Origin of the sequence: Trueperella sp. LYQ143, from assembly GCF_046599595.1 — a bacterium.
In the GTDB taxonomy this organism is placed as follows: Bacteria; Actinomycetota; Actinomycetes; order Actinomycetales; family Actinomycetaceae; genus Trueperella.
In genome coordinates, this window is record NZ_JBKIWR010000013.1 from 1 (window position 1) to 14,334 (window position 14,334).

The 14,334-nt window shown below is 53.5% G+C and carries 9 protein-coding genes; 7 read left to right on the forward strand and 2 right to left on the reverse strand.

The features are described 5' to 3' along the window. The 7 genes from ACLHIL_RS05770 to ACLHIL_RS05800 all read left to right on the forward strand — a co-directional run. On the forward strand, window positions 1–2,105 hold a 2,105-nt coding region (locus ACLHIL_RS05770; RefSeq protein WP_411297006.1), incomplete at its 5' end, for a hypothetical protein. Between the two features lie 214 nt (window positions 2,106–2,319). After that, window positions 2,320–2,964, forward strand: coding sequence for a methylated-DNA--[protein]-cysteine S-methyltransferase (locus ACLHIL_RS05775; protein ID WP_411297007.1), 645 nt, complete (start codon window positions 2,320–2,322; stop codon window positions 2,962–2,964). A gap of 154 nt (window positions 2,965–3,118) precedes the next feature. Continuing rightward, window positions 3,119–3,571, forward strand: coding sequence for a CrcB family protein (locus ACLHIL_RS05780; protein WP_411297008.1), 453 nt, complete (start codon window positions 3,119–3,121; stop codon window positions 3,569–3,571). Next, window positions 3,528–4,232: a fluoride efflux transporter FluC gene (locus ACLHIL_RS05785; RefSeq protein WP_411297009.1), complete on the forward strand. Its 705-nt coding sequence runs from the start codon at window positions 3,528–3,530 to the stop codon at window positions 4,230–4,232. Before ACLHIL_RS05780 ends, ACLHIL_RS05785 begins: the two co-directional genes overlap by 44 nt. A gap of 176 nt (window positions 4,233–4,408) precedes the next feature. Then, the gene (locus ACLHIL_RS05790) at window positions 4,409–5,539 is read left to right on the forward strand and encodes a 6-phosphofructokinase (RefSeq protein WP_411297010.1); all 1,131 of its coding nucleotides are present in this window, start codon (window positions 4,409–4,411) and stop codon (window positions 5,537–5,539) included. 187 nt (window positions 5,540–5,726) lie between these two features. Next, entirely contained in the window at window positions 5,727–6,884 is a 1,158-nt protein-coding gene (locus tag ACLHIL_RS05795; RefSeq protein ID WP_411297011.1) for an SLC13 family permease, read from the forward strand. 184 nt (window positions 6,885–7,068) lie between these two features. Further along, window positions 7,069–9,072 carry a bifunctional metallophosphatase/5'-nucleotidase gene (locus tag ACLHIL_RS05800; RefSeq protein ID WP_411297012.1) on the forward strand — a complete coding sequence of 668 codons (2,004 nt, stop codon included), beginning with the start codon at window positions 7,069–7,071 and terminating at the stop codon, window positions 9,070–9,072. Between the two features lie 799 nt (window positions 9,073–9,871). On the opposite strand, the gene ACLHIL_RS05805 is transcribed toward ACLHIL_RS05800, so the two are convergent. Together ACLHIL_RS05805 and ACLHIL_RS05810 are read right to left on the reverse strand one after the other, a co-directional pair. Further along, on the reverse strand, window positions 9,872–11,839 hold the full coding sequence (locus ACLHIL_RS05805; protein ID WP_411297013.1) for an Ig-like domain-containing protein: 1,968 nt from the start codon (window positions 11,837–11,839) through the stop codon (window positions 9,872–9,874). After that, window positions 11,840–14,173 (reverse strand): beta-L-arabinofuranosidase domain-containing protein, encoded by a 2,334-nt coding sequence (locus tag ACLHIL_RS05810; protein WP_411297014.1) that lies wholly within the window; start codon window positions 14,171–14,173, stop codon window positions 11,840–11,842. Between the last annotated feature and the right edge of the window lie 161 nt (window positions 14,174–14,334).

Consider the following 14,334-nt stretch of genomic DNA (forward strand, 5'->3'; position numbering starts at 1 on the left):
ATGTTGTGATTGGTTTCAATACCGACGGTAATGGTTCGTTGAAGCAGAAGGCGGATGATACGGCGGGTGTTCCGGCGCTTTCGTTCTTGGTGAAGAAGACGAAGACCTTTAATGAGATTCAGGATCTAATCCCAGGCACGATTGCCAATAAGGGCAAAGTGTTTAAGGAATGGAAGCCGGCTTTGCCGAAGACGGATGAAACGGTGAAGGATGGCACGGTAGCAACAGCTAACTTTGCTGATAAGCCAGTTACGGGGGATGTGATTCCATTCGTTCCGGCTGATCCGAAGAATCCGGCTGATCCGAAGGATCCTCATACGCCGAAGACCGATGGGAATAATGAGATTGATCGTGACGAGTATGTTGTGATTGGTTTCAATACCGACGGTAATGGTTCGTTGAAGCAGAAGGCGGATGATACGGCGGGTGTTCCGGCGCTTTCGTTCTTGGTGAAGAAGACGAAGACCTTTAATGAGATTCAGGATCTGATTCCAGGTACGATTGCCAAGGAGAATTTCACTTTCGATAAGTGGGATCCGGCGTTGCCGAAGACGGATGAAACGGTGAAGGATGGCACGGTAGCGACAGCTAAGTTCAAGCCGGCCGAAACCCCGAAGCTGGATAAGCCGACCATTGATAAGATCACCGAAGGTGACGATTCATTCAAGGTAGGCCCGCCGACTGGTGCAACTACGATTACGATCACCATTCCTGGCAATGATCCGATCGTTGTGACTAAGGATGGCGATACCTGGAAGGTTGGCGATACCCCAGTCACCGTTGATGATAAGGGTCACTTAGTCATTCCGGTTGCGCCAGAAAAGGTGAAGAAGGGTGACGTCATCACCGTAACCGCCGAAGACGGCAAGGGCGGCAAGAGTGAAGAAACCACTGAGGTTCAGCCTAAGCCGACTCCGGAATTCTCGAAGGAAGATATCATTCCATTTATCCCAACCGATCCGAAGAATCCGGCTGATCCGAAGGATCCGAAGACTCCGTCGGAGGATAATACGGGTAAGAAGATCAACCGTGATGAATACGTCGTCATTGGCTTCACCACTGATGGCAATGGTTCGTTGAAGCAGAAGGCGGATGATACGGCGGGTGTTCCTGCGCTTTCGTTCTTGGTGAAGAAGACGAAGACCTTTAATGAGGTTCAGGATCTGATTCCAGGTACGATTGCCAAGGAGAATTTCACTTTCGATAAGTGGGATCCGGCGTTGCCGAAGACGGATGCTCCCGTTGCCGACGGTACGGTTGCTAAGGCCATCTTTAAGAATGCTGGCGGGTCAACGCTACAGCCGCCGACAGTCGAGAAGATCACCGAAGGTGACGGATCGATCTTGGTTGGTCCACCGGCAGGTGCAACTACGATTACGATCACCATTCCTGGCAATGATCCGATCGTTGTGATTAAGGATGGCGATACCTGGAAGGTTGGCGATACCCCAGTCACCGTTGATGATAAGGGTCACTTAGTCATTCCGGTTGCGCCAGAAAAGGTGAAGAAGGGTGATGTCATCACTGTAACCGCTGAAGACGGTAAGGGCGGTACGTCCACAACCGAGAAGAAGGTCGAGCCGAAGAAACCGGATGCTCCGTCGGTGGATAAGATCACTGAGGGGGATAACTCGGTTAAGGTTGGTGAGCCTGCTTACGGTGACAAGATTACGATTGAGTATCCCAATGGTGGTGGCACGGTTGAGGTTACTCGTGGTAACGATGGCACGTGGAGTGTTGGTGGTACGCCGGTGACGAAGGGCGAGGACGGTAAGCTGGTTATTCCGGTTGATCCGACGAAGTTCAAGGCTGGCGATCCAATCACGGTAACCGTCACGAATGGCGACGTTCCTTCCGATTCGACCACGGTAACGGCTGATCCTAAGCCAGTTCCGGGTAACGGTGGAAATGTTCCGGCTAAGCCAGATCCGATTGCTCCGACCAAGCCTGCCAAGCCCGGTAATAACGGGGGCGGTAACGGAAACGGTAAGCTTCCGCATACGGGTGCATCAAGTGTTGGTGCTGCTCTGTGGGCATTCGTCTTGACGCTTCTGGGCATGTGTGCAGTTATCGGTTCTCGGAAAGGCAAGCGCGACGCTAGCTAATCCGCTAGCCATATAACTGGCAGTATTGCTCGGCGTGATCTGCAGATTGGGAAACTAAATACTGTAGAACTCGCATGGGCAATACGCCTGAATAACTCAACGGTGATCGTGCCGGTAGGTTTACTGCCGGCACGATCACTGCTATCTATTGCCTAATGAGGAGGGATAATGATGGGTAGATAGATACCTGATAGGGCAGGGGAGAAACGAACACATGAGCATATTGACGATGGAATATAGCTCGCCCCTGGGAACACTCCAGATACAGAGCAATGGTATTGCGATTACGCGTATTGCTTTTATTGACGAATTCCCGCACCATCATCGCAGCGATCGTCATGGTCAAATATGTACACAGACGCAGACCTTAACGGCAAACGAGAGCCACCGGCAAGAACGCATAATGTATGACGGCCTGCAACGAAACAATGTAGTAGATTATCCGTTGGTTAATAGCCGCAGTTTGCTTGCTAGTGCTGATAACCTGACAGCTCCACTCTGCCCAGTGCTCATTGCTGGAAAGCGCTGGCTTGACCAATATTTTTCTGGCATTGAACCATCGCATACGCTGCCTCTCGTGCCTGCTGGAACAGCTTTCCAACAACGGGTATGGCAGCTTACTCAGGAGATTTCCTGGGGTCAGAGCCAAAGTTATGGTGAACTTGCTCGACGTATAGCGCAAGAACGAGGCACACCAATGAGCGCTCAAGCGGTGGGCAATGCCCTTAGCCGTAATCCGATACTTCTTATGATCCCCTGCCATCGCGTCATTGCTACGAATCATCAGCTTGGTGGATACGCGGCGGGCGAATACCGAAAACGCGCATTGCTTGCCCTGGAGGGAATACGATCTGTGTAGGGAAATACGCGACCCAAAACGCAACCTCGCATTATCGGTTCAGCAGTGCCGGCCTCAGAGTGATATACGTGGTAGCAAGGAAAATATAAGCTAGGCGAACCGATTCGATGGTTTGCGTAGCCGATATTGAGCAGGATAGAGAGAAGGGAAGATTATGGTGCGTCCGTCTTCGTCATCTCCCAATACAGCTCCGCAAAGCCAAAAACATGATAACTCTGGTCCAGAATCACGCCCATTACATCAAGACCTTGGAGGGCTACTGGCTGTTGGGTGTGGGGCTGCATGCGGTGGCGCGATCCGATTATGCCTGAGTAACTGGTGGGAAACGCCGCATGCTGTGCTGATGTGTAATCTCGTTGGCTGTTTTCTCCTGGGAATCCTCGTACCCGTCTTAGGGGCGACGAGCTACCCCCGCCGATTACTCTGTACGGGTCTGCTCGGTACTTTGACGACGTATTCGACTTTAGCTCTCCTCAGCGTTAATCATCAGGGCGGTTGGGGGTACCTGATAGCCACACTCCTTGGCGGTGCGCTCGCAGTAATGCTCGGGCTGCTTCTCGGATGTGAGATCGCCTATCGGAAAGTGGGATCTCGTCATGATTCCTGACTGGGTAATGGCAGTTTCGTCAATAGCTGGGGCCGTATGTGGAGCCGTTGCACGCGCGGTGACGGAAAGCTATATAGCAAGCCGAAAGGATAACAAAGGCGGTTCGCATACTCAGGTAGCGACCCGAGTAGCAGAACTCGAAAGGTGCGAAGGACAGGCGGCTTCGGAACTGACGGTTTTCGCAGGTGAGAGCACTGCATCGGTGGCTACGTATTGTGCAACTGTGCCTTCTCCGGCACAGAAATCGGCGCCTTGTTCCGGTCGTGGCATTGCAACTCGACGTGAGCGATCGCTAATTCCTATCGGGAAGAAATATTGGCCGGCGTCCTGGCCAGTAGCGACTTTCGTCGTGAATTTGCTCGGATCATTCATCCTTGGATTAGTGACCGGGCTTGCGTTGGCTGAATCGGGATCGACGGTGCAACTGGTTATGAGCTATGCGCTTGTCGGTTTCACGGGCGGGTATTCAACCTATTCAACTGCGATGGTCGATGCCTGCCGCCCCTTTATTACTCACGCCCATCATAATTGGCGGATGGAACGGCAGATTTCTCTGTGGAAACATGCGATTTCTGCCGCTGTGCATATATGCATAATGGCAATGGGATGCTGTTTGCTCCTCTTTGTGGGGCTGCACTGTGGGTATGCGATTGCCCGATGATGCTCTACGAGGGCTATAGCGCACTGCGGGATTTACGAGCACTGCTGATAAGGCGTATCAGATCTAGTGTGCCGGTTGACAGGCTCAGGGCGTGATACGAAGATGAATTTAGGTCGTGTCTGCGCGGCACGGTGCCACACCAATCGGGCGTATGCCCCTGACCTCAAGGATGAGCTATGGCAAAGAAAAAGATGCGCGTCGGAATCCTCACTGCTGGTGGAGATAGCCCTGGGCTGAACGCGGCAATTCGAGGATTTGGCAAAGCTGCCTTAGGGCACTACGGGATGGAACTCATTGGCTTCCGCGATGGAATTCGTGGGTTAGCAGAAAACCGTTTCGTGGAATTGGATTCCAGTGCGCTATCTGGCATTTTGACCGTCGGTGGCACAATTTTGGGGACGTCGCGCGATAAGGTGCATCGGATGATCGTTGACGGTGAAAAGCGCGATATGATCCCCACGATTTTAGAGAACTGTGAAAAGAACCAGCTAGACGGTCTGATCTGCATCGGGGGAGGCGGGACTGCGAAGAATGCGCGTCGGTTGCAAAAAGCTGGTCTTAACGTCATGCATCTACCAAAGACGATTGATAACGATATTGCGCACACAGATACGAGTTTCGGTTTCTCCACGGCATTAGGGATCGCCACAGAAGCCATTGATCGGCTGCATTCCACGGCGCACTCACATCACCGCATCATTGTTTGTGAAATTATGGGGCATAAAGCTGGATGGCTGGCGTTGGGAGCAGGTATCGCTGGTGGGGCAGATATTATTCTTTTGCCAGAGATTCCCTATACCATCGAATCAATTGCTGCCTCGGTGAAAGAACGCGCCAAGAAAGGCCATATGTTCTCTGTGGTAGCTATCGCTGAGGGGGCACGAGACGTGGCAGATTCAGCGGATATGGCGGCTGCTGAAGCGCTCATCGAGCGGGCGAATGACGAAATATCGAAGTCGGCTGCCAAAAAGCATCGCGATATGCTCGAGTCCAACCATCGGCGTAATGCATTCAAACTCGCGGAAGATCTTGAGGAAGCAACTGGGCTAGAAGCGCGAGTGACTGTTTTGGGATACGTCCAACGTGGCGGGACGCCGGACGCGCAGGATCGTCTGCTGGGTACGCTATTAGGCGGGACGGGAGCTGATCTCGTTGCTAGCGGGCAGTGGGGATTCACTGTTGCTGCTCAGGGGCAAAATGCTGTTCCTGTGCCGCTGGCTGATGTTGCTGGCAACTTAAAGACGGTTCCGCTTGATCATTCATGGATTAACGCTGCGCGTCACGTCGGGACGTGTATGGGAGATTAAAGCAAAGCCAGATACGCCACGAAAACTGCAGGTCGCATTGGGGCGGGTGTAGCATATCTGCGGAAAGTAGCTATGGTGCGCAGTGCGCCGCCAGGAACTCTGTGAGGAAAGCGAGTAGCCGTATGCCATCCCACGCCCCTATGCGATCCTGGGGGAAAGTATTGCCGGGAACATCGTGGAGGCGCGGGTGAACCGTCGGCATACGCCTGGCAGTGAGCATACTCCACACAGTAACGGGTCGCGATGGAAGCAGATTCTGCGTGGGCAAGCGGTCCTAATTATCGCCACAATTGCGGCTCTGTGTTCACTCGTCGTTGTCCCACCGGATAGCGGGTATCGGGACTACGTTGATTGGCATACCCTGGGAGTGCTGTTTGCCCTGCTACTCATTTTAGCTGCTGGGAAGGAAATTGGGATCTTTGCCCTGGTCGGGCGCGCACTTATCCGCATATCGACCAGTAGGCGAGGGCTGGTATTCTCCTTAGTTTTTCTCTGTTTTTTCAGCTCTATGCTGTTAACGAATGACGTCGCCCTGATAACTTTCGTTCCGCTAGCCTTATTTACTTTGCATGCGCAAGGTGATGATCGTGCGATTCCGGGAGTTGTTGTTCTGCAGACGATTGCTGCAAATACTGGCGCAATGCTCACTCCGCTTGGCTCGCCGCAAAATCTATATCTCAGCCATGCAGCACCTTTCTCTTTCCTCGATATTGGGCGGATGACTCTACCGTATGTTCTGGCTGCGGGAGTGTGCTTGGCTTTGGCTATTGTGGCGACTACTCGAGGTGGGGAGCCAGTTGTTCCCCTGCAGCGCCCGACTAAGCGGGTGCATCCACGCAGAGCTGCTGCGTATGGTGTGTTGTTCGTATTAGCTGTGGGTACGGTAGCGGGTGTTATCCCACTGTGGTTTGTGCTCGGTAGTTCAATCTGCGTCGTACTATACGATAATCCGTACTACTTGACTAAAGTGGATTATTCTCTGTTGGCGACCTTCCTCGTCTTGTTTGTGTTTGTCGGGAATATGGGGCGAGTTCCCGCAATACATGACGTGATTACCTCAATGGCTGATCGTTCAGTACGAATGGCTGCGTTGGGGGCGTCGCAGATTATTTCCAATGTGCCAGCTACACTGTTGCTCTCTGGTTTCACCCATGACTACGAAGATCTCCTCATTGGGGTGAATATTGGGGGATTGGGGACGCTGATTGCTTCAATGGCCTCGCTCATCTCATACCGTTTTATTGCGGCAAATTTATCGGCCCAGTCGAAGCGTTTTATCGGCATATTTACTATGTGGAACCTCGCCTTTTTAGCAGTATTTCTACTGCTATCGGCGGTGTTGTGAGTGGTAGCTCACCTTAATAATGCGATGAAAAATGAGCTGGCAAGGTGTGAAGTAAAGCGTTTGTAGGGGTCTGTCTGTGATGATCCAGCAGGTCATCTGGTGAGATTTTCTTTTTTGTGCTGATAATGCCGCGATATAACGGTACTATATTTGTACCTCTTTAATACAGAAGGAAGGGAGAGTCATGCGCAAATCATTACGCATGATGGCAAGCCTATCTGCGCTTGCCATTGCCTCATTAACCGTTCCTGCTGTTGCTGATTCCACGGCGACGCCACTTGGCGATTTAACGGTTTTAGCAACGACGGACGTTCATGGCCATGCGGTAGATTATGACTACTTTACAGGTGAGGCTTTCGGTGCTCAGAAGCCAGAGAAGGCTTTGGGTATGGATCACCTGGCGACAGCGATTAAGAAGATTCGCACTGAAAAGGGTGACGGCACAGTCGTATTGATGGATAACGGCGATCTTATTCAAGGATCCCCAATCAATACGTACTATCAGAATAACCGCAAACCGGATTCGGTAGACCCAATGGCAAAGGTGCTGAACTACCTGAAGTACGATGTCGGTGTTGTGGGAAATCACGAGTTCAACTACGGGATGGATAATCTCCGCCAGCTTCGTGGCAATCTTAAGATGCCATTGCTGGGGGCTAACGTCATTGATGTTTCCACCAACAAGCCCTATCTTGAGCCGTACACCATGCTGACCCGCCAAATCGGTGGTGAGGATGTGAAGATCGGCGTGATCGGCGTAGTAACGCCCGGCGTTCGAGTATGGGATAAGGCAAATGTGGAAGGCGTTCTGCGTTTTCAGGATTGTGTTGAAGCAGTGAAGCAGTGGGTTCCGGAAGTTCGCAAGGCCGGGGCTGACGTGGTTGTTGTTTTGGCACATACTGGTCTTGACGCTGAAGGCTACACTTGGAATCCGGCTGATCTGACGGAAAATATCGCAACCTCAATCGCGACCCAGACCTCCGGCGTTGATCTCATCATTGGTGGGCACTCGCACGTCATGAACAAGGCAGACGTGGTCTTTACGAATGCTGAGGGCAAGCCGGTTCTCTTCACTCAGCCGTACTACTGGGCTCGTTCACTTTCTCAGGTGACGTTGCCGATTGTGAAGAACGCTGATGGCAAGAAGTCAGTGAACTGGGAGGGCGCGACCAAACCGACGGCTGTTGCAGTACAGGCAAAGGATTATCCGGCCGATGACGGCGTTCTGAAGGAGATCCAGCCGTGGCACGATGAGACGGTAGCCTGGGTTAAGACGGTTATCGCTCAGTCCAAGGAAGAGATGCCCGCAGCGACGTCGCCGTGGGAGGATACTCCGATCGTTGACTTCATCAATATGGTTCAAACCGACGAACTGAAGAAGGCAATGAAGGGCACGAAGTATGAGAACTTGCCGGTGATTTCGCAGGCTTCTCCATTCTCTCGTAGTGCTATCTTCCACAAGGGTGATGTGACCATTGCTGATATGGCAGGTCTGTACATCTACGACAATACGCTGTACGGCATTGAACTAACGGGTGCTCAGTTGCGTGACTACCTCGAGTTCTCGGCGCGCTACTACAAGCAGCAGGAACCCAACGCAGTTGTCACTAACTGGGAGGACGTCACCAACGCGCAGTATGACGGAATGACACGCGGCATTCCGGATTACTCATACGACGAGATGAGCGGTATTAACTACCACATCAATATCTCGAAGCCGGTGGGCGAGCGCATCGACATGCTGACCATGCCGGATGGTACCCCAATCACCGACGATATGCACTTCATCCTCGCGGTGAATAATTACCGTTGGTCAGGTGGATCTGGCTATCCGCATGTGACGACCGCTCCGGTGGTCTACAACGACCAGAAGGAAATTCGCGAATTGATGATCGATTGGGCGCAAGCAAACAAGGTCATTGATCCGGCGACTTTCTTCGTGAAGAACTGGGAGGTGTCCACGTCGGCGTACGTGGCGCCACAACCGGCACCGCAGCCCACGCCTGAACCAGCTCCGCAGCCTGCTCCACAGCCGACGCCGGCTAAGCCAGCTCCGGGCGCACATGCTGGGCACACAGGCACGCTGTCGAATACTGGTGCAGACGTCATGCCAATTGCCATTCTCGCGCTTGCGATGTTGCTAGCCGGAAGTGGCGCATTGGTTGCCTCGCGTCGTCAGCAGTGGTAATTGTTGCACAGTATTACGAGATTGCCAGCTAGTGGCATAACTGCGTAATACTACAATCCGGAGTGTGCGCGGCGAGATATAAAGCCGTAAGCACCTGAGGATACACAATAGGCGAGTCCTACAGTTATTGTGGGGCTCGCCTATCGTTTTGCGGGTGGTTTTTCCACTGTCTGCTCTGTTTCGCCGTTAAAGGGTTAATACGCTTAGAGAAACACGCAAATAGGATGGAAGCTCGCACAAGATGTCTAACTGAGCGGAAATAGCTAAAGAATTTTCTCTCGTTTTCTGACTCGTGTTCTGATCGCTTGGCGCATGACCCGGATCATATTCTAGCTTGTTAGCTAGGAAAAGACGGTATTTTTTGCCCAGAGATAGCGGTGTGCAGCAGTGCCAGATATGGCAGTAGTTTCTCCGGTATATGGCAGATAATGCGCTGTGCGAATCCAAAGCTGTGCGCAATCACGGTCTGCGAGTGATGGCGAGTGTTGGGGCGCGCAGCTATTTTCTACGGCAGGGCAGCGCCGGTATCTGCAGAGGATCATGGCGAATCGTCGTCACGCTACGCGAAATGACATCGCTGGATAGGCTGCATAAATCCACCCGTGTATAGAATGCCGCCGATTGCTTGTACAAAGGTGTATATGTATATAAAAACTGTGGGGAGTCCGTTGCTGGAACTCCCCACAGTCTGGATGTGTTCGTGATGGGTACGTCATCGAGGAACACATCGGGTGCTACTGCGATTCCTTAGCGTGCGCGGCATGAACCGCAGCAAGGAGCGTGGATCGCAGAGCGGGCCTTAGCGTCGAGAATGACGCACGGCAACACATGCGCTACCTACGCCAAGCAGACCAAGCATAGCTAGCAGGGTTGTACCGATAGCTGCACCACTGTGTGCCAGAATCGTTCCTTCCGGTTCTCCGTCAGCGGGAACCGGCGCTGGAGCTACTGGCGAGCTGGGATCGCTCGGCGCCCCAGGCGTGGGTACCGGGTTCGGATTCGGCACTGGATTTGGTTCCGGTTGCGGTTCTGGTTGCGGATTTGGCTCGGGCGTTGGTTCTGGCTGCGGTTCCGGAGTAACCGGATCCAGCTTGACTGTATAGGTCTGTGACTGGTGACCTGCAGCGTCTTGAACACGAACATGGAGATATACCGGAGCGTCTGTCACGCGCAGCGAGAATTCTTCCTCGTAGGTTGCCCACATATCGTTCGCGGTAGATTCTGGATCTTGCGATGGACCAGAGCTGTAGATGATGCGCTGAACTCCGGAGCCATTTTCCCCGTCACTGCCGGTGATACTAAACCAGTGAACATTCGGGTCAGAATCTTCCCATTTGCCAATATCGGCAGTTGGCGCCTTGGTATCTACCATGACGTCTTGTTGGGCGGTCGCGCTTTGCCCGGCGTCATCCGTGGCACGGGCTAGAATCGTCAGGCTGCCTTCCTTATCCACTGCAACGGGTGCCTGCGGGTATGCGGTCCAGGTGGCACCGTTATCGAAGGAATATTCCACAGTGGCGATTGGATGTGCACGCTGTTCGGTGGTGATGGTGAAATGCGGAGTGGTGGTAAACCAGCCACTGGCGGCAGGGGACTCTGCAATGCTCACACTCACATGTGGGGGCAGCTTGCTGGAATCGAATGGTTCAACAACCCAGAAAGTACACACTGCACGCTCAGAGCTGGCCGCTACCGTTCCGAGAATATCCCCGAAGGTTTCTGCCTTCGCATAGGCCGACGGATCAACCGGATCCCAGGTCACTGGCAAGGTCGAGTCGGCGCTCCCGTCGGAGTATTGTGCCACGACCGTGTTGGGGCATACCGGAGCGACCCCGGCAGTTGTCACTGTGGAGGCATTATCGAGGTGCTCGAGCGTGCCAGCAGCGGGGGAGGCAAGGACGAAGATTGTGCCCTTAACGGGCTTATCGCCAACGTGACCAGTAATTTCAACTTCTCCTGGTGTATTTAGCTTGCTGGCATCGACTGGATCCCAGGTGACGTCATGATATGCCAAAGGTCCATTTTCTGGCAGCACCCACACCTTTGGTGGCAGGGTGGGCATGACACCAACTGCAGTGCGAAGGCTAACCTCTTCGATAGATACGTCAGAGAGGGAATCGCCCGGCTCGGGTTCGGCAGTTTTCATCGTGCCGAATACCTGCCATTCGGTTGAAGCAACGGAGTAGTACGGCATCTGTTCGTTGTCGCGCTTATTCGCATTGAGGATCAAGCGCATTTTTGTGGTGGTCACAGGATCGAAGGTAACTGTCGTCGGCCCAACAATCTGCCCCTTCTCTTCAGGCACAGGATATTGAGCGGTGATCGGCACCCAGGCTTGAGTGTTGTTATCCCAATACTGAAGCAGCCAGGACGCAGGATGATGGACGTTATCGGCGCCGTCAACGCCTTTGTCATTCCACAGCCACAGGGACGACGAGGAGGCGGTTACTTCGGTTGGCCACTCGTATTGTGCCCAATGCTGCGCGGCAAAATCACCGTAGGTTCCCCACACAGAACCGTGGTCGGCTTTGTCAGTGATGTCATCATTGAGCGCATCCTTGTGATTCCACGAGGGAACGTACGAGACGGATACGGTAGGGGCATTATCCTCATTGGACTGCGAGGAGATATTGCGGGGTTGTTCCGCAGCGTCTTCCGCGACAGCGAAAGGGCTTGCCAGTGGGGTAAGAAGCGCACACAAGAGGGCGAAAATACCGACGAAAGCCCATCGGGTAGTGCGAATCTTTCGGACGAATATGCGTGTCATTTATTTTCCTCCCATGCGCGCGCGTCCAGCCGCAACCAAGATACGTTGCCGATCACGCGCGGAAATTGAGCCTTGGTCTTGGTACTTCTTGGTGATTTGACGGACCTGCTCAAGGAAAGCGTCACGGTTAGCGAAAGGTGCGGCCTTCCAAATGTCGTCAACCAAGGTTGTTGTTGGATCGCTGGCTGATACGGGATTAATCACTCCAGAATCTACCGAGCGGAAAACAACCGTCTTATCCTTACGTTCGAAATACATCGAGTAGGTGATGTCATGCCCAGCATGAGCGGGGTCGAAGTCGCGTCCACCCAGGCGGATTTGACCATCTTTCCATTCGATGGCGTCGTTGAGGGTACCGGATAGGTTGAATAGTCCACCTAGGGCCATGACGGGGAATCGCGGTGCGTCTCCGGCAACAGACAGAACCATAGGGCCGTAGCGCAAGGTCTGAAGTTTGGCGTTATCCGGAGCGGATTCGATCCATGCCGGCAGGGAGATGTCAAGCACAACGCTATCGCCAGATGCCCAGGAGCGAGTGATGGTTGCATACGAGTTTGCGCCTGCTGCTGCAGAACTCGGCGTGCCATTAACTGTGATCATCGGGGTGCTGGAAACCCATTCTGGGATACGCAAAGCGAGCGTGAACTCTCCGCTGGGGGCTTTATCGAAAGTGATCGTGACGCGCCCCTGATAGGGGTATTCGGTAGCGACGCGAACCGTCGTGGCTTGTTCTTCCCACGTGAGAGTGGAGGGGACGTAGGTGTTGACGTAGAGGGTCTTCCCGTCGTCGGCAGCCGCATACACCGTTTCTTGGTATCGCATCGGGGATTCTAGCCCTGTTCCACCACAGCAGGTTCCGATGTTTCCGTCGCCGTACTCCTTACGTGCACCAGCATTAACTGGGAACATATAGAGGTTTTCGGGGCTTTCTTTGGAGGAAGCATCGCGATGCCCGCCAAGAATATGGTTGAGTACCGTGCGCTCACAATAATTGGCGTAGCGCTGCTCGCCAGTGAGCTGATAGAGCTGCCAGGCAACTTTAACCATATTGTAGGCAGCGCAGGATTCGGCATTGCGCGGACCAATATCTCCAGCTACCTTATGCGGTGGCCCCCACATCTCGCCTTCACCTGTTCCGCCGTGCGGATACATGCGGCCGGGAACGATCATATCGAAGAAGCCTTTAACAGCGTTGAGATAGCGTTCTTCTCCGGTTTCGGCATACATCTTGGCATAACCGACGAACTGGGGGATGTGCTGGTTAGCGTGCTTATCCGTCAGGGTATCTTCTCCACGAGCGCAGGCATCGAGCAGATCGTTCATATCGAAGAATTTTGCGGCTTGCAGGAAGATTGCCTTATCGGCTGCGGAAGAGGCCCAGTACAGCTCGATGAGGACGTCGTTCATACCGCCATACTCGCCACCAATGTAGATTTTCCACATCTTATCGAGCTGGGCTTGGGTGCATTTCGACAGGCGGGAGTGTACCCAGCGACCGATTCCTTCGGCGACCTCTAGTGCTGCAGGTTCGCCGGTTGCATGATAGGCATGCAAAAGCCCATCAAGGATCTTGTGCAAGGTGTAGTACGGAGCCCAGATCTCGCCGTAGGGTGCATATTCTTCAAGAACGGAGAACTGCCACTCTCCATAGGCAGAGAGGAAGCCAGGGTGGGAGTAACGAGGCTTGCCGTTGTAAGTTTGCTTGGCAAGAGCTTCTTGACATTCTTTCAGCCCCTTAACGAATTCGACAACCCGATCATATAGGGCGCTTTCGCCGGTGTTTTCATAGGCAAGGGCGAGCTGGGAAAGGAAATGCCCGGCATAGTGGCCGCGTAATAATCCGCCTGCTCCACGGTTCTGCCCTTTTGTGTATTCGGCTGGACCCCAGCGTTGTGCTTCTGGATTGGGGCCGTATTCTTCCCAGCCGCCAGGGGGATTGGCGCCGCGCGTGTCGAGTCCGGCGTTGCGACGAAATATAGCCAAGAGGCGATCAATTGGATAAGCCCGAGCAAGCTCAAGACCTTGATCTAAGCCCCGTTTGAATACTCCGCCAGTGATATTGACGGCGCTGAGTTCGAAGGGGCGTCGGATCTGCCGTGCGGAGACGTGCGTGGCAGGCTTGATCCGGCTTCTCAGCGCATGCGGGATGTGAGCCGGAGCGCTAGCGGTGGCATGTGCGGAGTTTGCCCCTGGTCCAAAGAGCCCAATGCTACTGAATGCGGCTCCGGCGAGGAGCGCGCCTTCCATAAAACGTCGGCGGCTAAAACCAGACGTGTGCGTTGTGTGGGAATGATCGTATTCCGATTCGGAACCGATATGATGTTCTGGTTGCAAAGTATCCTCCTTCTCGCGTCCAGAATGCCCTCGTCTCTGAGAGCGTTAAAGCGTCCCGTGGCGGGTGTGAGAAGCGGAAGGCGCACAACGCAATAAATGGCTGACAGTTGGCTGACCGTCACACGTGAACGATGGTCAATATGGCTCGTGGTGGCACGTGA